Here is an 18,166-nt window from a genome sequence, read left to right on the forward strand (position 1 = left end):
ACCTTCACAATGCTGAAATCCGTCCGCGCCGTCCTAGCGATGAGCGTTATAACATTAAGCACCTTCGCAAGCGCGTCGGCCTTCGCGGCACCGCTGAAGGTGGTGGCGAGCTTCACGGTGATTGCCGACTTCGCCAAAAATGTCGGAGGCGACCGCGTCGACATCACCACCATTGTCGGGCCGGACGGCGACGCGCATGTCTACGAGCCGAGCCCGGCCGATGCAGTGGCGATGGCGAAGGCCGATGTCGTGCTGGTCAACGGCCTGCATTTCGAAGGTTTCCTGCAGCGGCTGGTCGACGCCAGCGCCACCAAGGCTTCGATCGTCACCTTGACCAAGGGTATCACGCCGATCGACTTCAAGCCGGAATTCGCCGATGCGGACGCTGCCGAAGGAGCCGGCACCGGCGGCGGCAAGACGGTTACCGACCCGCACGCCTTCCAGTCGATCGACAATGCCAAGATCTATGTGAAGAATATCGCCGATGCCTTTTGCACAGCGGATAGCGAGGGTTGCGACAGCTACAAGGCCAATGCGGCCGGCTATACCACCAAGCTCGATGCCCTGGAGGCCGAAGTGAAGGCGGCGATCCAGTCGATCCCGGAAGCGAAGCGCGTGGTCATCACCTCGCACGACGCCTTCGGCTATTTCGAGCACGAATATGGCCTGACCTTCCTGGCGCCGCAGGGAATCTCGACCGATTCCGAACCGTCGGCCGCCGACGTCGCCAAGCTGGTCGAGCAGATCAAGCAGGACAAGGCGGCGGCAATCTTCATCGAGAACATCACCAATCCGCGGCTGATCGAGCAGATCGCCGGCGAGACCGGCATCAAGGTCGGCGGCACGCTCTATTCCGACGCGCTGTCGCAGCCCAACGGCCCGGCAGCGACCTATATCGACATGATGCACAACAACATTACACAGATCAAAGGCGCCATCCTCGGCAGCTGAGCTGTCTAGGATCCAACCGGGCCGGGAGCGGCCTGGTTGGATTTTCCGGCTCGCACTCTCTATTTGGCAGAGAAATCCGCTGGCACGGATTGCCGCCCTTGTCCCAGGGTGGCATGACTGCGGCCAAAGATTGCGAGGACAAGACGATGGAATACCGCCAGATCAGTGACGACTATTCGGTCTCCGGCCAGATCCAGCCCGAGGATATCGCCGCCATCAAGGACGCCGGCTTCAGAAGCGTGATCTGCAACCGGCCGGACAACGAGCAGCCGGGCCAGCCTTCGGCCGACAGCATCAAGGCGGCGGCTGAAGCCGCCGGCCTTGCCTTCCGCTACATCCCCGTCATCAGCGGCCAGATCACCATCGACAATGTCGAGGATCAGGCCGAGGCGCTCGACGAGCTCGAAGGCCCCGTGTTTGCCTATTGCCGTTCAGGCGCGCGCTGCACCAACCTCTATGGGCTGATCCAGCAGCAGCGGGGTTGAAGGCTTCCCGATAAGCCAATTCCGCAGGTTGGCGATCCTTCGCGCCCTCCCTCTGGCCTGGCGGCCATCTCCCCCGCTTGGGGGGAGATCGGCAACTCCGGCGCCTCGCTCGCCCTGCACCGTCTGAGATTGGCGAAAGCCAGCGTGACGTCTGATCTCCCCGTTGTGGGGGAGATGTCCGGCAGGACAGAGGGGGCGCTGTCCCGCCGACGTATCCATAAATCAGCGAAAACTAAATCGGCAGCGCGCCGGTCTCCTTCAGCGTCTCCAGCACGATCGCCGTCTTCACATGCTGCACCGATTCATGCGGCAGCAGCACACCGTTGACGAACTCCGACAGTGATTTGAGATCGGGCGTCACCACCTTCAAAATGTAGTCCATCTCGCCGGTCAGCGCATGCGCCTCCTGCACCTCGGGCAGCCGCGCCACCAACTCACCGAAGCGGCGGGCATTATCGCGGTTATGGGTGGCCAGGGTCACCGAGATCACATTGACCAGCGAAAAGCCGAGACGATCGCGGTCGAGCACGGCGCGGTAACCTCTGATGTAGCCATCCTCCTCCAGCCGCTGGCGGCGGCGCGAGCATTGCGAGGCCGACAGGTTCACGCGCTCCGACAGGTCGTTGTTGGTGAGCCGTGCATCGCCCTGCAGAAGCGCCAGTATCTTGCGGTCAAACTGATCAAGACGCGCGTCATCCATGGATTTTCCTAAAAATGTGCATGACTTGCGCATAATTCGAGCATTTCAAGCGGTTGAATGCAAGCACTGTGCGACCGCTTCGCGCTAAAATGGATGAGGATGAAAATTGGTCGGCCGCAACAGCCTTGGAGAATTGCCATGGGTCCCTTCCCGCATGACGCACCGCCCGCCAAGATCAGCAAGCAAAATCCCGCCGGCACCGACGGCTTCGAGTTCGTCGAGTTCGCGCATCCGGAGCCGGCAAAACTCGCCGAGCTCTTCACCCGCATGGGCTATGTCGCGGTGGCCAAGCACCGCACCAAGGACATCACCGTCTGGCGCCAGGGCGACATCAATTATGTCGTCAATGCCGAGCCCGGCTCGCATGCGATGAAGTTCGTCGATAAGCACGGCCCCTGCGCCGCCTCGATGGCCTGGCGCGTGGTCGATGCCAAGCACGCCTTCGACCATGCCGTGTCGAAAGGCGCGACACCTTACGAGGGCACCGACAAGGCGCTCGACGTGCCGGCCATCGTCGGCATCGGCGGTTCGCTGCTCTATTTCATCGAGGCTTATGGCGAGAAGGGCTCGGCCTATGACGCCGAGTTCGAGTGGCTTGGCGAGCGCGACCCGAAGCCCGAAGGCGTCGGCTTCTATTATCTCGACCACCTCACCCACAATGTCTATCGCGGCAACATGGACAAGTGGTGGGACTTCTACCGCGACCTGTTCGGCTTCAAGCAGATCCACTTCTTCGACATCGACGGCCGGATCACCGGGCTGGTCAGCCGCGCCATCACCTCGCCCTGCGGCAAGATCCGCATTCCGCTCAACGAATCCAAGGACGAGACCAGCCAGATCGCCGAATACCTGAAGAAGTACAATGGCGAAGGTATTCAGCATATCGCCGTCGGCACCGATGCGATCTACAATGCCACCGACAAGCTCGCCGCCAATGGGCTGAAATTCATGCCCGGCCCGCCCGACACCTATTACGAGATGTCGCACGAGCGCGTGCACGGCCATGACGAGCCGATCGAACGGATGAAGAAGCACGGCATCCTGATCGACGGCGAAGGCGTCGTCGACGGCGGCATGACCAAGATCCTGCTGCAGATCTTCTCCAAAACCGTGATCGGCCCGATCTTCTTCGAGTTCATCCAGAGGAAGGGCGACGAAGGCTTTGGCGAAGGCAATTTCCGGGCGCTGTTCGAGTCGATCGAGCAGGACCAGATCAAGCGCGGTGTGATCAAGCTGGACGGCAAGGCGGCGTAGCCAGCCGATCTGGATATCTTGCGGCTCGATCAATTATGACCTAAATTATGGTCATAAAGGATCGAGCCCATGAATGTTTCCATTGCCGAGGCCAAGGCCAAATTGTCGGAACTTGTAAGCCGCGCGGAAGCCGGTGAAGAGATCGTGCTTACGCGCCATGGGAAGGTTGCCGCGCGTATCGTACCTCCGGCAGTGGTGGAACCACTGCCACGTATCGGAGCCTTAAAGGGCAAGATCTGGATCGCGGACGATTTTGACGAACTCGGTCCTGGATGGGACCAGTACGTGAAATGACGACCGGCCCGTTTCTCGCCGACACCCACATTATTCTCTGGTCGATTTCGGATGATCGACGTCTCAGCGATCACCACCGCGCAATCTTGGAATCGGACGCGGTGGTTTTCGCGAGCGCGGCAAGTGTTTGGGAAATTTCGATCAAACGATCAATCCGAAAGCTTCATGCGCCAGACGATCTGCCAGCATTGCTTCCAAGAATGCGATTTCAGCCGCTCACCGTGACTCTTCAGCACGCCCACGCGGTCGGCGATCTGCCTCCTCACCATGGCGATCCGTTCGACCGGTTGCTGATCGCGCAGGCGCAAATAGAAAACCTGACTATCCTGACATCAGACCCGCATTTTGCCCGATATGAGGTCGCGCTGGCCTGACCGCCATGCGATCAAAGGCCGGCGGCTTTCCGCAAAATGTCGTTGATGCGGCTCTGCCAGCCGGGTCCGCCGGCGCGGAAGCGGGCGATGACGTCGCTATCGAGACGCAGCGTCACTTGTTTCTTCGGATTGTCGAGCGCCGGCCGGCCGCGCGAACGGCGAATGCTGTCGGCAAGATCCGGAAACACCTCGGCGAAGGGACGAGCATTCCGAAAGTCCTCCTCGGTCCATTCGGGATTGTCTGAAACCGCATCCCAGTCTTCCCTGGTGAAGCCCTTGCCTGACTCGAATTCCTTGTCGGGCTTCTTGATGCGTAGCTTAGACTTTGCCATCGAACAATCTCCTTTCCGCCTGGTTGGCCGGCCGCATCGAAATGATCGAAATGCCCTCGGAGCCAAGTCGGGCAAAGACCACTGCAACAACGCCGCCGACTATCCAACCAATCGCCATGAACCGACCGGCCTTGGCCGCCCGGATCGTCGACGCAAGGAAAAACTCCTCGTCCAACGCCGCGAAATCCAAGCCGTGTTTGTCGATGTTAGCCAACCGTTTCGGTTCATCCCAAACGATCTTCATCGGAATTTATGTACCTACAATAATTAAGTCAACAATTTTCGTAACTACGATAATTCTCGAGGGCATACTCGCTCGTTCACAACCCCAGCCGTTCGACCTCGTCCTTCCTCAGCTTGATGTCGTAATCGAGCAGGAATTCATCCAATTGCGGCGGCGCCACCGAGGTGCCCGAAAGCATGGCATGCACCTGGCCGCGATGGTGGATGTCGTGCAGGAAGACATGGGCGAGGATGTCGCCGATCCTTTCCGGGATCATGCCGTCCTCGCGCCTGTCGGTGATGACGCGGCGGTCGAGATCGGCTTCGGACAGACGATCGCAGAAGGCAATCAGCTTGCGGTCGAAATCAGCCTGTGCCGCCGCCAGGCTCGCCACATCGTCGAACGGCACGAAGGTGTCGTAGGCCGCGGCGCCGAGGCCGCCATCGGTCAGGAAATCGAGATAGAGACGATCGACCGCGATGATGTGGTTGAGCGTCTCCTTGATCGACGGGAAGAAGCTGGTGCGCCTGGCCTCGAACTCGCCGGGCTGGAGCGCCAGCACGGCGCGGTAGAGCCGGTCGTTCGACCACAGATTGTTGCGCGCCATGCGGCGCAGGTGCTCGATCAGGGTCACCTTTTCAGGTTCCTTTCTCCCCCTCGTATTTCTCGACCTTCTGTTCGATCGCGCCGAAGATCGAATGGCCGGCCCTGTCCTTCATCTCGATGCGCACCGTGTCGCCGAAATGCAGGAAGGGCGTCTTCGGTTCGCCGCTCTCGACGGTCTCGATCATGCGCAGCTCGGCAATGCAGGAATAGCCGGCGCCGCCGGCCGAAACAGGCTTGCCCGGCCCGCCATCCAGTTTGTTGGAAACGGTGCCCGAACCGATTATGGTGCCGGCGGCAAGCGGCCGCGTCTTTGCCGCATGCGAGATAAGCGCCGGGAAGTCGAAGGTCATGTCGATGCCGGCATTGGCGCGGCCGAACGGCTTGCCGTTGAGGTCGACCAGCAGCGCGAGGTTGACCTTGCCGCCGTCCCAGGCGTCGCCCAGCTCATCCGGTGTGACCGCGACCGGCGAGAAGGCAGAAGACGGTTTCGACTGGAAGAAGCCGAAGCCTTTCGCGAGCTCCGGCCCGGTGATGGCGCGCAGCGTCACGTCGTTGACCAGCATGACGAGGCGGATCGCGTCCCTCGCCTCGGCCAGCCCGGCGCCCATCGGCACGTCGTCGACGACGACGGCGACCTCCGCCTCCATGTCGATGCCGAAGGCCTCGTCCGCCATGCGGATCGGATCGCGCGGCGCAATGAAGGAATCGGACCCGCCCTGGTAGATCAGCGGATCGGTCCAGAAGCTCGCCGGCATCTCGGCGCCGCGCGCCTTCCGCACCAGCTCGACATGGTTCACATAGGCCGAGCCGTCCGCCCACTGATAGGCGCGCGGCAGCGGCGAATGCGCGTCATGCTCGTGGAAGCGCGCCGAGGGCACCGCGTTGGTCTCCAGCGATTCCGCCATGGCCGCCAGATGCGGCGCAATCCGCCGCCAGTCGTCGAGCGCCGCCTGCAGCGTCGGCACCAGGAAGGAAGCGTCGGTGAACCGCGTCAGGTCGCGCGAGACCACGACCAGCTTTCCGTCGCGCGTCCCGTTCTTCAATGTGGCAAGCTTCATGCGGTTTCCTCTCTTGGCGCGGCCTGGTCGCCGCTTAGCCGTACAACAAGGCCGTCGCGGGCGATCGTCAAGTCACCGGCCCATGTTTTCCTAACAGCAGCGGTCCAGTCGGCTTCGCCGATCAGAGGATCGTCGGCTGGAATGAGATGGTTGAGTACCAGCTGCTTCACGCCGGCATCAGTGGCGATGCTTCCTGCCTCTTCGGCTAAGCTGTGGCTGGCGAAGAGATGCTCGCGCAGCCGCGCGCCGTTGCTGGTCCTGGCGACCAGCCTCTCGACGCCCGCTTCCAGCATGGCTTCATGGACGAGAATGTCGGCGTCGCGCGCAAACTCGGCCAGCGGTGGGAAGAACGCCGTGTCGGCCGAGAACACGACGCTTCTGCCGCCATGCTCAAAGCGCAGCGCAAAGCAGTCGGTCACCGGCGGATGGTCTACGCGCAGCGCCGCCACCATCAGACCACGCTCCTCCAGCACCAGCCCTTCGCCGAACTCCTCGACCGAGACCAGTTCGCGGATGTCCGGCCGGCCTTCGTCGACGATGCGGATTTCGATGTCGAACTCCATCGCCTGGCAGAAATGCCGCCAGCAATTGGCGGTGCCCGGCGGCCCGTAGACAATCACCGGCGTTGCCAGCCCAGCCGTCCAGGCGGTGTGGATCAACGGCCCGAGTTCCAGCACGTGATCGGAATGGAGATGCGTGATGAAGACCAGGTCGAGTGTCTTCAGGCTGACGCCTGCATCGGTCAAGGCGCGCGTGACGCCCAGCCCGCAGTCGACGACGATTACTCGCCCGCCGATCTCGATCAATGATGAGCTCGGCCAGGGCCCGCCCGGCCGCAAGGCCGGGCCGCCCTTGGAGCCGAGAAGGACGAGGCGCTCCGACGTCTCCCCGGCGCTCAAGACCAGTCGCCCTCGGGCGTGCCGTTGAAACGCTTCTTCAGCTCGGCCCAGCAGTCGATGTAGTTCTCCTGCAAGGTGTCGAGCTCGGCGGCATAGCGGGTCAGCATCTGCGGAAAGCGGGTCTCGAACATGAAGGCCATGGTGTTGTCGAGCTTGACGGGCTTGAGGTCGGCACGTGTCGCCTTCTCGAAGCCGGAGGCGTCCGGCCCATGCGCCAGCATCTGGTTGTGCAGGCTGATGCCGCCGGGCACGAAACCTTCCTCCTTGGCATCGTACTGGCCGTGGATCAGCCCCATGAACTCGCTCATGATGTTGCGGTGGTACCAGGGTGGCCGAAAAGTGTTTTCTGCCACCAGCCAGCGCGGCGGGAAGATGACGAAATCGACATTGGCCGTGCCCTCCTCGCCGCTCGGCGCCGTCAGCACGGTGAAGATCGACGGATCGGGATGATCGAACAGGATGGCGCCGACCGGCGAAAAGGTTGCGAGATCATATTTATAGGGCGCGTAGTTGCCATGCCAGGCGACCACGTCGAGCGGCGAGTGGCCGAGTTCCGTAACATGGAACGCGCCGCACCATTTGACGATCAGCCGGCAGGGCGTCTCCTTCTCTTCGAACCAGGCGCAGGGCGTCTTGAAGTCGCGCGGATTGGCGAGGCAATTGGCGCCGATCGGGCCGCGGTCGGGCATGGTGAATTTCGCGCCGTAGTTCTCGCAGACATAGCCGCGCGCCTCCTTGTCGGCGAGCTCGACCTTGAAGACGAGGCCGCGCGGCAGCACGGCGATCTCCCCAGGGCGAAGCTCGATCACGCCCATCTCGGTGACGAAGCGCAGCGCGCCGACCTGCGGCACGATCATGAGCTCGCCGTCGGCGTTGAAGAAATGGTCGTCGACCATCGAGCGGTTGGCGACATAGACATGCGCCGCCATGCCGGACTGGCCGACCGCGTCGCCTGCCGTGGTCATGGTGCGCATGCCTGAGATGAAATCGGTCGGCTCGGCGGGCATCGGCACCGGGTTCCAGCGATACTGGCCGAGCGCCAGCTCATGGTCGCCGATGTTGGGCGCGGTCTTCCATAGAGGGAAGCTCATCCCCTTGAAGCGACCGGTGTGCCGGACGCTCGGGCGGATGCGATAGAGCCAGGAGCGCTCGTTGGTGCCGCGCGGCGCCGTGAAGGGCGAGCCCGAAAGCTGCTCGGCATAGAGGCCGTAGGCCGGCCGCTGCGGAGAGTTGCGCCCCTGCGGCAGCGAGCCTAGCAGCGTCTCGGTCTCGAAATCGTTGCCGAAACCCGGCATGTAGGAAAAGGTCATCCGATCCTCCCTGGTCCCGGGCTCTCCACCTCCTGAAGCGGCGGTTTTCCCGGGGATGTTGACCAAACTGGTTTCATTTGTAACCATTGAAAATGTAACTATCAACGCCGAGGCCGCATCGATGGTGGTTTTGATGGAACCGGAAGTCCTTGAGCTCGAAAGCTTCCTGCCGTACCGGCTCTACCGGCTGGCCGACACCGTCAGCCGGGAATTCTCGCGCGTCTACAAGGAGCGCCACGGCCTGACGCGGCCGGAATGGCGCACGCTGTCAGGCCTCGGCCAGCGCGGCACGATGACGGCGACGGAACTCGGAGAACAGTCGGCGATGCACAAAACTAAGGTGTCGAGGGCAGTGGCCGAGCTCGAACGGCGGCGATGGTTGACGCGCGCGCCGGACGAAAACGACCGCCGCGTGGAGCACCTGACGCTGACCAACGCGGGGCTCGCCGCCTATCGCGAGATGGTGCCGCTGGCGAAGGCGTTCGAACAGGAGTTGCTGGCGAGGCTGAGCGAGGAAGAGCGAGCGGCGATTGTCAGCGGGGTGGCGGCCCTGGAGAGGACGTTGGCAGAAAAGAACTGAGAGGCTGGCGGGACAGCGCCCCCCTCTGTCCTGCCGGACATCTCCCCCACTTGGGGGGAGATCAGATGTCACGCCGGCTTTCGCCAATCGCCAACGTTGCAGGATGAGAGCCGGCGCCGAAGCAGCCAATCTCCCCCCTTGTGGGGGAGATGTCCGGCAGGACAGAGGGGGGCGCGAAGGAACTCAATGTCTCCGTCGACGCGCCCCTACCAATCCATCACCACCTTGCCGGAACTGCCGCTCCGCATCGCGTCGAAGCCGGCCTGGAAATCATCGATGCCGATGCGGTGGGTGATCAGGCCCGAAACGTCGAGCGGCCCCTGCACCAGCGCGATCATCTTGTACCAGGTCTCGAACATCTCGCGGCCGTAGATGCCCTTGAGATGCAGCATCTTGAAGATGACCTTGTTCCAGTCGATCTCGAAGCCGGTCGGCGCGATGCCCAAAATGGCGATCTTGCCGCCGTTGTTCATGGTGTCGATCATGTCGCGGAAGGCCGGTGCGGCACCCGACATTTCCAGCCCGACATCGAAACCCTCGGTCATGCCGATCGAAGGCATGACGTCGCGCAGCTTCTCCTTCGAGGCGTCGACGACATGCTGGACGCCGAGCTTGCGGGCCAGATCCAGACGAACCGGATTGATGTCGGTGATGACGACTTTTCGCGCGCCGACGCATTGCGCCACCAGCGCGCCCATGATGCCGATCGGGCCGGCGCCGGTGACCAGAACGTCCTCTCCGACCAGATCGAAGGACAACGCCGTGTGGACGGCATTGCCTAATGGATCGAAGATGGCGGCGATCTCGTCGGGCACGTCGTCGGGGATCGGCACGACATTGTGCTGCGGGATCACCATGTACTCGCCGAAGGCGCCGGGCCGGTTGACGCCGACGCCAAGCGTGTTGCGGCAGAGATGCCCTCGCCCGGCGCGGCAGTTGCGGCAGTGGCCGCAGACGATGTGGCCCTCGCCGGAGACGCGCTGGCCGACCTTGTACTCGGTGACCGCCGCGCCGTAATCGGCGACCGTGCCGACGAATTCGTGGCCGGTAACCATCGGCACCGGCACGGTTTTCTGCGCCCACTGGTCCCAATTGTAGATGTGGACGTCGGTGCCGCAGATCGCGGTCTTTTTCACCTTGATCAGCACGTCGTTCGGGCCGACCTCCGGCACCGGCACTTGTTCCATCCAGATGCCCGGCTCGGCCTTGGCCTTCACCAGCGCCTTCATCATGTTGGACATCAGGTTCTCCCAGTGTTTCGGAGGCTTGCGTTCTGTCGCGCCCCCCTCTGTCCTGCCGGACATCTCCCCCACAAGGGCGGAGATCGATCATCGCGTTTGCCTTCGCCAATCGCTAACGTCGCAAGATAGACGCCGCGCCGAAACTGCCAATCTCCCCCCAAGTGGGGGAGATGTCCGGCAGGACAGAGGGGGGCGCCGTAGAGCATGAACATTCGCGATTATTTAACTATGCCGAGCTCGCGCCCGACCTCGCCGAACGCCTCGACCGCCCGATCGATATCGGCGCTGGAGTGGGCTGCCGACATCTGCGTGCGGATACGCGCCTGGCCCTTGGGCACCACCGGGAAGGAGAAGCCGATGACATAGATGCCGCGCTTCAGCATGCGCTGCGCCATCTCCTGCGCAAGTGCGGCGTCGCCCAGCATCACCGGGATGATCGGGTGATCCGCCCCGGCAAGTGTAAAGCCGTGCTTACCCATTTGAGAGCGGAAGCGTTGCGCATTGGCATATAGGCGCTCGCGCAGCGCACCGCCATTGCGGATCAGCTCGAAGACTTTCAGCGAGGCGCCGGCGATTGCCGGCATCAGCGTGTTGGAGAAGAGGTAGGGCCGCGAGCGCTGGCGCAGCCAGTCGACCACTTGGCTTTTTCCCGACGTGTAGCCACCCGACGCGCCGCCGAGCGCCTTGCCGAGCGTGCCGGTGATGATGTCCACCCTGCCCTCGACACCGCAATGCTCGGCCGAGCCGCGGCCGTTCTTGCCGACGAAGCCGACCGCATGGCTGTCGTCGACCATGACCATGGCATCGTATTTCTCGGCGAGATCGCACACCCCCTGGAGGTTGGCGATAATGCCGTCCATCGAGAAGACGCCGTCGGTGGCGATCAGGCGGAACCGGCAGTCCTTCGCCTCCTTCAGCCGCGCCTCGAGATCGGCCATGTCGTTGTTGGCGTAGCGGAAGCGCTTTGCCTTGGAGAGCCGGACGCCATCGATAATGGAGGCGTGGTTCAGCGCGTCCGAGATGACGGCGTCCTCCTCGCCGAGCAGCGTCTCGAACAGGCCGCCATTGGCGTCGAAGCAGGAGCCGTAGAGGATGGTGTCCTCCATGCCGAGGAAGGACGAGATCGTTGCTTCGAGCTGCTTGTGCTCTTCCTGCGTGCCGCAGATGAAGCGCACCGAGGCCATGCCGTAGCCGTAGCGGTCGAGCGCCTGTTTCGCGGCCTCGCGCAATTCGGGGCTGTCGGCGAGGCCCAGATAATTGTTGGCGCAGAAATTCAGCACCTTCTGGCCGGCTACCTCGATCTCGGCCGACTGCATCGAGGAGATGACCCGCTCGGACTTGTAGAGTCCGGCCGATTTCAGGCCCTGAAGCTCGTTGTCGATGTGGGAGAGGAACGCTGCGCTCATTGTCTGGCCCTGTTCGTTTGACGCGGACTGTCGCGCCGCGGGCAAGAAAAATCCATCGCAAAAACGACCGCTTCGGTGGCGCTGCGAAAGACGCGCCGCAATCCCCTCACCGCATCGGAACGAGGATGCATTCAAATGTCGGCGATGCCCGAAAGGACGTGATAACCATTTTGCGAGCTTTGTCGCGCGGCCGGGCCCGGCGCCGCGCCCGCTTGCCAAGCTGTTAACCCTTTCAGGTCAAGGGTCTTCCCGCCACGAATCCATGGCAGGAATCCGTCGACCGGAGGGGTCACCGAGTTATGTCGCAGCAGCCAGTGCAGAGCGTTTCGCGCAAGCTGATTCTGCTCATCAAGACCGGTTACTGGCTGGCGCTCACCATCATTGCCGCCATGGTGATGGCCTCCTTCATTCTCCTGCAGCAGCTGATGGCACAGCAGCGGCACAATGATGCGCTGCTCGATATCGTTTCCACGCAGAAGGCGCTGTCGCAGCGCATCGTCTTCCTGGCCAGCGCCACCGGCGCCGCCTCGCGCGACAAGCAGCCGGCGCTGGTCACGGCGCTCAAGCAGGCAACGGGCGAGTTCGAGACCAACTACGACCGGCTGCTCAAGGAGACCGGCGCCGATCCGCTGTCGCCGGCCCGCAACGATCCGAAATCGATCGAATACGTGCTGTTCAGCAAGCCGTTCCACCTCGATTATTTCTCGGTCGGCCTCGTCGCCAACGGCGACAGGCTGGTATCGTCCTTCGAATCCCAGCTCGGCATGAAAAGCGACGGCTACAAGGCCGGCGGCGAACGCGCCGGCCTCGATGCCTCGGTCGCCAATGCGACACTGTCCGGCTATGCTGCGCTCGGCCAGCGTATCAGCGCCTTTGCCGACGAGCGGTCGGGCAACATGCTCGACCTGCACCGCACGCTGTTCTTCGCCACCATCGGCGTCATCGTGCTGGTGGCGCTGTTCATCTTCCGGCCGATGTCGAAGGCCATCCTGCGCAAGACGCATGAGCTGGTCGATGCCCGCAATTCCATGGCCTTCATCGCCGTGCATGACGGCTTGACCGGCCTGCACAACCGCACCTTTCTCACCGATCATTTCGACACGCTGATCAAGGGAGCGCACCGGCGCCGCGAGCGGCTGGCGGTGATCCAGTTCGACCTCGACCGCTTCAAGCAGATCAACGACACGCTGGGGCACGCAGCCGGCGACTATGTGCTTGTCGTCACCGCCCAGCGCATGCGCGATTCCTGCCGCGCGTCGGATCTTTGCGCCCGCCTTGGCGGCGACGAGTTCGTGATGATCCTCAACGGCGCCGGCTCCACAGAGGACATCCACGCGCTGGCCAAGCGCATCCTCGGCGAAATCAACGAGCCGATCACCTTCCAGGGCACGACCATCATGCCCGGCGCCAGTGCCGGCATCGCCGTCTATCCGGTCGACGCCGACAGCGCGCAGGATCTGCTCGTCCATGCCGATCTCGCGCTCTATTCGGCCAAGAAGCTCGGCGGCGGAAGCTTCTCCTTCTTCTCCGAGGAGCTTCGGCGCGAACTCGACTACCGCAAGCAGCTCGAACAGGACATCCGCATCGCGATCGCGGAAAAGACCTTCGAGGTCTATTTCCAGCCGCAGGTGTCGCTCACCAGCGGCAAGATCAGCGGCATCGAGGCGCTGGTGCGCTGGAAGCACGCCACGCGCGGCATGATTTCGCCCGGCGAATTCATTCCCGTGGCGGAGAAATGCGGCTTCATGCCGGACATCGGCCGCATCGTCATCACCAAGGCGATCAACGAGGCGGCCGAATGGGACCGCGCCGGCATCGATTTCGGGCGCATCGCCGTCAATGTCTCGGGCACCGAGCTGCGCGAGACGGATTTCGACACGTTCCTGTTCTCGACGCTGGAGCGGGCCGGGCTCGCGCCGCAGAAGCTGTCGCTGGAAATCGTCGAATCCGTCATCCTCGACGACGAGAAGACAGGCATCGCCGCCAAGCTCAGGCACATCCGCGCCGCCGGCGTCCACCTCGAGCTCGACGATTTCGGCACCGGCTACGCATCGCTCAGCCACGTCAATCCGAACGAGATCGATCGGCTGAAGATCGACCGCCGCTTCGTACAGAACATCAACGAGAACGGCGACAACACCAAGATCGTACGCGCCATCACCGAGCTTGCCCGCGGGCTCGGCATCTCGATCGTCGCCGAGGGCGCGGAAACCGAGGCCGAGCTCGACTCGCTGATGGCGATCGGCTGCGACCAGGTGCAGGGCTATTCGATCGCCTTCCCGATGCCGCAGGACAAGGCGCGCGAATGGCTGACGGCGCGCAGCCCCAAGAAGGCGAAACTGAAGGTGCTGCGGGGCAGCCTCGCATAGCGCGATCGACCGGCAAGCTTGACAAGCGCGGACAGGCATGGCGGCCTGTCGCGATTGCAACCGGAACTTGCGGATGCCGCTGCTTCGACTCCTTGTACAGACGCTGTTGCTCATGGCGTCTCCAGCGCTTGCCGCCGACCGGACCATCTATCTCACCTTCGACGACGGTCCGCTCGCCGGCACAGCCAATATCCTCGACGTGCTGCAGGCCGAGCAGGTGCCCGCAACATTGTTCATGGTCGGCATGCATGCCGAGGCCAATGCGGCCAACCGGGCGCTGCTGCAGCGGGCGAAGTCGATGCCGTTGGTGACGATCGGCAATCACAGCTACAGCCATGCCTACAACCACTACCGGCATTTCTACGGCGACACCGAGGGCGTGGTCGCGGACATGCTGAAGGCCAATGCCGTGCTTGGCCTGAGGCCTGCCGTGCACGCGCGGCTGCCGGGGCGCGACGTGTTCCGGCTGCCGTCGATGTCGAAGGACGACAACTCGCTTGGGCTGGCGCAGGCCGGCCGCGAGGACCCGGACTACGAGTTCGTCGCCGCGTCGGGATTCTGGCTCTACGGCTGGGATCATGAATGGGTGCATGAGGACAGCGGCAAGCCGGTGCAGAGCGTCGACCTTCTGGTGAGCGAGATCGACCATCTGTTCGGCTACGGCCATTTCGCCAAGCCGGGCAGGCTGATCCTTCTGATGCATGACGAGATGTTCCAGGACGCCTTCGACGGCAAGGCGAAGCTCACGGCACTGATTGCGGCGCTCAAGCTGCGCCGCTACGCCTTTGGCGCCATTCCCACCTACGATTGAGCCGGTTAACCACCGGCATTGGCCCGCAGCGCCGCAAGCACCTGCGCGAACTCGGCCAGCCGTTCGTCCGGTAATCCGGTCCGCAGCCGCTTGTCGAAGTCAAGCGCGGCCTTGCGCAGCCTTTCGAACATCGCCTCGCCGGCTTCGGTCAGCGCCACCTGATGCACCCTGCGGTTTCCCGGATCTCGGCGGCGCGTCAGCAGCCCTTGCGCCTCCATGGCGTTGAGGTGATGGGTCAGCGTCGCGCCCTGGATGCCGATCATGCCGGCAAGCTCGCGCTGGTTGGCAAGTTCCTTCGACTTGACCGAGAGCAAGGTCAGCCAGACCGGCAGCGTGCCGCCGGCCTCCACCAGGGCAGCGTCGAAGGCTTGCGCGACCACCTTGGCGGTGCGGGCGAGGTTCATGCCGACTGGCGGGCGATCAAACGGCGTCATGGCCGGACACTAGAACAAGCAGTTGCTGGACGAAACAATATGCCATGCATTGACATCTAACCGTTAGATATCTAACTTTGTCTTATTGATGACGTCGCATCATGCTGCGACGCGCGGCGGCGGGCGGAAGAGAGGAATGCGGTCATGCAATATGTCTACATCGTCGTGATCGGCCTGCATGTCATGGCCGGCGTCTTCTGGGCCGGCACGACCATCGCGGTTGCGCGCGATCCGGAGATCAAGGCGGAGCACTTCATCCGGCCACAACTCGGCGCTTCCGGCCTGGTGTTTCTGACCGGCCTGCTGCTTTGGTATTTCTTTCATCAGGGTGCTTTCGGCTCGATGGAGATGGTGCTTGCCTTAGGCATTGCGACGGCGCTGATCGCAGCGGGCGTGCAGGGCGCCGTCGTGGCGTCCGCCAGCAGGCAATTGGCCGGCGCCGATGGGGCAACGCAAACCCAACTGCGCGCGAAGATGACGAGGGGCGAGCGCATCGCCGGCGGGCTGCTGGTCATCACCGTGCTCTGCATGGCGACCGCCAGGATGTTTTGAGAAATCGCACGTCGCCGGCACCAGGCCGGCGCCATGCGCGGCGCGCAACCGATCGAAGCGGCAGGTGGCTCTCCTTGCTAAGGCCGGTTGCGCGCCACCGATGGAGCTCCATCTTTTTGTTTGATCATGATCTTTTCCGCACCAAAGGTCAGCGCAGCAAAAACCGGTTTCCACTTTTGCTTCGCTGATCTTCGGTTCGGGATCATGCTCCACGCTTCAGATCCGGATCCCGAACCTGATGCCGTCATAGATGGCGGCGTGAATGTTGCGCGAGGCGACCGCGTCGCCGATGCGGAACAGGACGAAGCCGCCCTCCGGATTGCGCGCCGGAAAGATGTCGCCGCCGCTCACCAGCCGCTCGTAGTCGACGGCGCCGCCATTCTTCGACAGCGGCTTCAGCGCAAGGTAAAGATCGTCGAGCGGCGCCGTGCCGTGCTCGACCACCACCTGGTCGACGCGCCGCTCGCCGCGCCAGCCATCGGCGAAGTCCGACGCCAGCTCGGCGATGAGCTGATTGCCCTCGCGCCGCACCGAGCGCAGGCGGGTATTGATGGTGACGGTGACGCCTTTCTCGTGGAAGGCGCGCATATAGGGCACGTGGTTCAGACCACCCATTTCCGGCGCGAAGAAGCGTTCGGGCGAAACCAGCTCCAGTTTGGAGCCGCTGTTGGCAATGAGTTCCGCCGCGCCCATGCCCTGATGGCCGCCATTGTCGTCATAGAGCAGAACATTCTCGGCCGGCTTGACGCTGCCGGCCATGATGTCCCAGCTCGAGGTGACGAGATCGCCGCCTGCGGTCAGCGGCGGGTTCTGCGGCAGACCGCCCGTGGCGACGATCACCACATCCGGCGACAGCGCCAGAACATCGCCCTTCTCGGCCCAGGTATCGTAGCGGATTTCGACGCCGAGCCGGTCGAGCTCGGCCAGCCGCCAGTCGATGATGCCGATCAACTCCTTGCGGCGTGGGTTCTGCGTCGCGAGCCGCACTTGGCCGCCTGCCTGGCTCGACGCTTCGAGCACCGTCACCCGATGGCCGCGTTCGGCCGCGACGCGCGCGGCTTCCAGGCCACCGGCGCCTGCGCCTACAACGACCACGCGCTTGCTCGGCCCGTCGCTCTTTTGGATGACGTGCGGGATATCAGCCTCGCGGCCCGTCGCGGCATTGTGGACGCAGAGCGCCTCGCCGCCCTCATAGATGCGGTCGAGGCAATAGGTTGCACCGACGCAAGGGCGGATCTCATGCTCGCGCCCTTCCATCACCTTCTTGACGATGTAGGGATCGGCGATATGGGCGCGCGTCATGCCGACCATGTCGAGCTTGCCGGTGGCGATCGCATGGCGTGCGGTAGCGACATCGGAAATGCGTGCCGCATGGAAAGTCGGGAACTTCGTCGCCGCCCTCACCTCGCCGGCGAAGTCGAGATGCGGCGACGAGCGCATGCCGGTCACAGGGATGACCTTGGTCAGCGCCGCATCGGTTTCGATCGAGCCGCGGATGATATTGAGGAAATCGACTTTGCCGGAATTGGCCAAGCGCCTGGCGATCTCGACGCCCTCCTCCTTCGACAGGCCCTTTTCGAAATCCTCGTCGGCGACCATGCGGATACCGACGACGAATTTTTCCCCGACCGCCGCGCGAACCGCGTCCAGCACCATGTGGGTGAAGCGCAGCCGGTTGTCGAGCGAGCCGCCGAAATCGTCGTCGCGCTGGTTGGTGGCGGGCGACCAGAATCCGTCCATCAGATGGCCGTAGGATTCGAACTCGATGCCGTCGAGGCCGGCGGCCTGGCAGCGCTGCGCGGCGGAAGCATAGTCGGCGACGATGCGCTCGATGTCCCAATCCTCGATGGTCTTGGGGAAGGCGCGATGCGCCGGCTCGCGCACCGGCGAGGCCGAAAGCACCGGAAGCCAGTCGGCCTTGTTCCAGCCCGTGCGGCGGCCGAGGTGGGTGATCTGGATCATCACCTTGCAATCGTGCTCATGACAGGCGTCCGCCAGCTCTGCCAGCCACGGCACGATGCGGTCGTCATAGACGTGCAGGTTGCCGAAGGCGGCCGGGCTGTCGCGCGACACGACCGCCGAGCCCGCCGTCATGGTCAGCGCCATGCCGCCCTTGGCTTTCTCGGCATGGTAAAGCCGGTAGCGCTCCTTCGGCATGCCGTCCTCGGAATAGGCCGGCTCATGACTGGTCGACATCACCCGGTTCTTCAGCGTCAGATGCTTGAGCTGGTAAGGTTGGAGAAGCGGGTCGTTGCTGGTCATCGTCTTCCTGCCGTTTCAAATTGTG

20 protein-coding genes are annotated in these 18,166 nt (G+C 63.2%); 9 read left to right on the top strand and 11 right to left on the bottom strand.

All coding sequences use genetic code 11. From position 1 onward, the window contains the following. Nucleotides 1-9 precede the first annotated feature (9 nt). The gene (gene aztC / locus QAZ47_RS22725; RefSeq protein ID WP_278202986.1) at nucleotides 10-951 is read left to right on the top strand and encodes a zinc ABC transporter substrate-binding protein AztC; all 942 of its coding nucleotides are present in this window, start codon (nucleotides 10-12) and stop codon (nucleotides 949-951) included. A 146-nt stretch (nucleotides 952-1,097) separates the two neighbouring features. Continuing rightward, entirely contained in the window at nucleotides 1,098-1,436 is a 339-nt protein-coding gene (locus QAZ47_RS22730) for a TIGR01244 family sulfur transferase (RefSeq protein ID WP_278207914.1), read from the top strand. A gap of 232 nt (nucleotides 1,437-1,668) precedes the next feature. On the opposite strand, the gene QAZ47_RS22735 is transcribed toward QAZ47_RS22730, so the two are convergent. Further along, nucleotides 1,669-2,136, bottom strand: a complete 468-nt coding sequence (locus QAZ47_RS22735; protein WP_059187534.1) for an Lrp/AsnC family transcriptional regulator — start codon at nucleotides 2,134-2,136, stop codon at nucleotides 1,669-1,671. Between the two features lie 138 nt (nucleotides 2,137-2,274). On the opposite strand from QAZ47_RS22735, the gene hppD reads away from it, so the two are divergent. From hppD to QAZ47_RS22750, 3 genes are all read left to right on the top strand, one after another. After that, the gene (gene hppD, locus QAZ47_RS22740; protein ID WP_278202987.1) at nucleotides 2,275-3,390 is read left to right on the top strand and encodes a 4-hydroxyphenylpyruvate dioxygenase; all 1,116 of its coding nucleotides are present in this window, start codon (nucleotides 2,275-2,277) and stop codon (nucleotides 3,388-3,390) included. A gap of 69 nt (nucleotides 3,391-3,459) precedes the next feature. After that, nucleotides 3,460-3,684 (top strand): type II toxin-antitoxin system prevent-host-death family antitoxin, encoded by a 225-nt coding sequence (locus QAZ47_RS22745; RefSeq protein WP_278202988.1) that lies wholly within the window; start codon nucleotides 3,460-3,462, stop codon nucleotides 3,682-3,684. Continuing rightward, nucleotides 3,681-4,058, top strand: a complete 378-nt coding sequence (locus QAZ47_RS22750; RefSeq protein ID WP_278202989.1) for a type II toxin-antitoxin system VapC family toxin — start codon at nucleotides 3,681-3,683, stop codon at nucleotides 4,056-4,058. The genes QAZ47_RS22745 and QAZ47_RS22750 overlap by 4 nt, the downstream gene beginning before the upstream one ends. A gap of 11 nt (nucleotides 4,059-4,069) precedes the next feature. Here QAZ47_RS22750 and QAZ47_RS22755 read toward each other — a convergent pair whose 3' ends face one another. The 6 genes from QAZ47_RS22755 to hmgA all read right to left on the bottom strand — a co-directional run bounded on the left by QAZ47_RS22755 (nucleotide 4,070) and on the right by hmgA (nucleotide 8,486). Then, nucleotides 4,070-4,390 (bottom strand): BrnA antitoxin family protein, encoded by a 321-nt coding sequence (locus tag QAZ47_RS22755; protein ID WP_278202990.1) that lies wholly within the window; start codon nucleotides 4,388-4,390, stop codon nucleotides 4,070-4,072. After that, nucleotides 4,377-4,634 carry a BrnT family toxin gene (locus QAZ47_RS22760; RefSeq protein WP_278202991.1) on the bottom strand — a complete coding sequence of 86 codons (258 nt, stop codon included), beginning with the start codon at nucleotides 4,632-4,634 and terminating at the stop codon, nucleotides 4,377-4,379. Before QAZ47_RS22760 ends, QAZ47_RS22755 begins: the two co-directional genes overlap by 14 nt. 76 nt (nucleotides 4,635-4,710) lie before the next feature. Then, nucleotides 4,711-5,247 carry a DinB family protein gene (locus QAZ47_RS22765; RefSeq protein WP_278230802.1) on the bottom strand — a complete coding sequence of 179 codons (537 nt, stop codon included), beginning with the start codon at nucleotides 5,245-5,247 and terminating at the stop codon, nucleotides 4,711-4,713. Nucleotides 5,248-5,251: 4 nt separating this feature from the next. Continuing rightward, nucleotides 5,252-6,277 (bottom strand): fumarylacetoacetate hydrolase family protein, encoded by a 1,026-nt coding sequence (locus tag QAZ47_RS22770; protein ID WP_278230803.1) that lies wholly within the window; start codon nucleotides 6,275-6,277, stop codon nucleotides 5,252-5,254. After that, entirely contained in the window at nucleotides 6,274-7,176 is a 903-nt protein-coding gene (locus QAZ47_RS22775; protein ID WP_278202994.1) for an MBL fold metallo-hydrolase, read from the bottom strand. The genes QAZ47_RS22770 and QAZ47_RS22775 overlap by 4 nt, the downstream gene beginning before the upstream one ends. Then, nucleotides 7,173-8,486 (bottom strand): homogentisate 1,2-dioxygenase, encoded by a 1,314-nt coding sequence (hmgA, locus tag QAZ47_RS22780; protein ID WP_278230804.1) that lies wholly within the window; start codon nucleotides 8,484-8,486, stop codon nucleotides 7,173-7,175. Before hmgA ends, QAZ47_RS22775 begins: the two co-directional genes overlap by 4 nt. Before the next feature lie 133 nt (nucleotides 8,487-8,619). On the opposite strand from hmgA, the gene QAZ47_RS22785 reads away from it, so the two are divergent. Beyond that, on the top strand, nucleotides 8,620-9,066 hold the full coding sequence (locus QAZ47_RS22785; protein WP_278233849.1) for a MarR family transcriptional regulator: 447 nt from the start codon (nucleotides 8,620-8,622) through the stop codon (nucleotides 9,064-9,066). Nucleotides 9,067-9,272: 206 nt separating this feature from the next. On the opposite strand, the gene tdh is transcribed toward QAZ47_RS22785, so the two are convergent. Beyond that, on the bottom strand, nucleotides 9,273-10,307 hold the full coding sequence (gene tdh, locus QAZ47_RS22790) for an L-threonine 3-dehydrogenase (protein WP_278230805.1): 1,035 nt from the start codon (nucleotides 10,305-10,307) through the stop codon (nucleotides 9,273-9,275). 218 nt (nucleotides 10,308-10,525) lie between these two features. Beyond that, nucleotides 10,526-11,713: a glycine C-acetyltransferase gene (locus QAZ47_RS22795; protein WP_278202999.1), complete on the bottom strand. Its 1,188-nt coding sequence runs from the start codon at nucleotides 11,711-11,713 to the stop codon at nucleotides 10,526-10,528. A gap of 299 nt (nucleotides 11,714-12,012) precedes the next feature. On the opposite strand from QAZ47_RS22795, the gene QAZ47_RS22800 reads away from it, so the two are divergent. Next, nucleotides 12,013-14,082 (top strand): EAL domain-containing protein, encoded by a 2,070-nt coding sequence (locus QAZ47_RS22800; protein ID WP_278230806.1) that lies wholly within the window; start codon nucleotides 12,013-12,015, stop codon nucleotides 14,080-14,082. 73 nt (nucleotides 14,083-14,155) lie between these two features. Beyond that, nucleotides 14,156-14,893, top strand: coding sequence for a polysaccharide deacetylase family protein (locus QAZ47_RS22805; RefSeq protein ID WP_278230807.1), 738 nt, complete (start codon nucleotides 14,156-14,158; stop codon nucleotides 14,891-14,893). Nucleotides 14,894-14,898: 5 nt separating this feature from the next. Here the strand turns inward: QAZ47_RS22805 and QAZ47_RS22810 are convergent, their stop codons facing one another. After that, entirely contained in the window at nucleotides 14,899-15,327 is a 429-nt protein-coding gene (locus tag QAZ47_RS22810) for a MarR family winged helix-turn-helix transcriptional regulator (RefSeq protein WP_278230808.1), read from the bottom strand. A gap of 144 nt (nucleotides 15,328-15,471) precedes the next feature. Here QAZ47_RS22810 and QAZ47_RS22815 point away from each other — a divergent pair, with 144 nt between their 5' ends. Beyond that, on the top strand, nucleotides 15,472-15,879 hold the full coding sequence (locus tag QAZ47_RS22815; RefSeq protein WP_278230809.1) for a hypothetical protein: 408 nt from the start codon (nucleotides 15,472-15,474) through the stop codon (nucleotides 15,877-15,879). Between the two features lie 216 nt (nucleotides 15,880-16,095). Here the strand turns inward: QAZ47_RS22815 and QAZ47_RS22820 are convergent, their stop codons facing one another. Next, the gene (locus QAZ47_RS22820) at nucleotides 16,096-18,141 is read right to left on the bottom strand and encodes an NADH:flavin oxidoreductase (RefSeq protein WP_278230810.1); all 2,046 of its coding nucleotides are present in this window, start codon (nucleotides 18,139-18,141) and stop codon (nucleotides 16,096-16,098) included. Nucleotides 18,142-18,166 lie beyond the last annotated feature (25 nt).

Source organism: Mesorhizobium sp. WSM4904 (genome assembly GCF_029674545.1).
Taxonomy (GTDB): Bacteria; Pseudomonadota; Alphaproteobacteria; order Rhizobiales; family Rhizobiaceae; genus Mesorhizobium.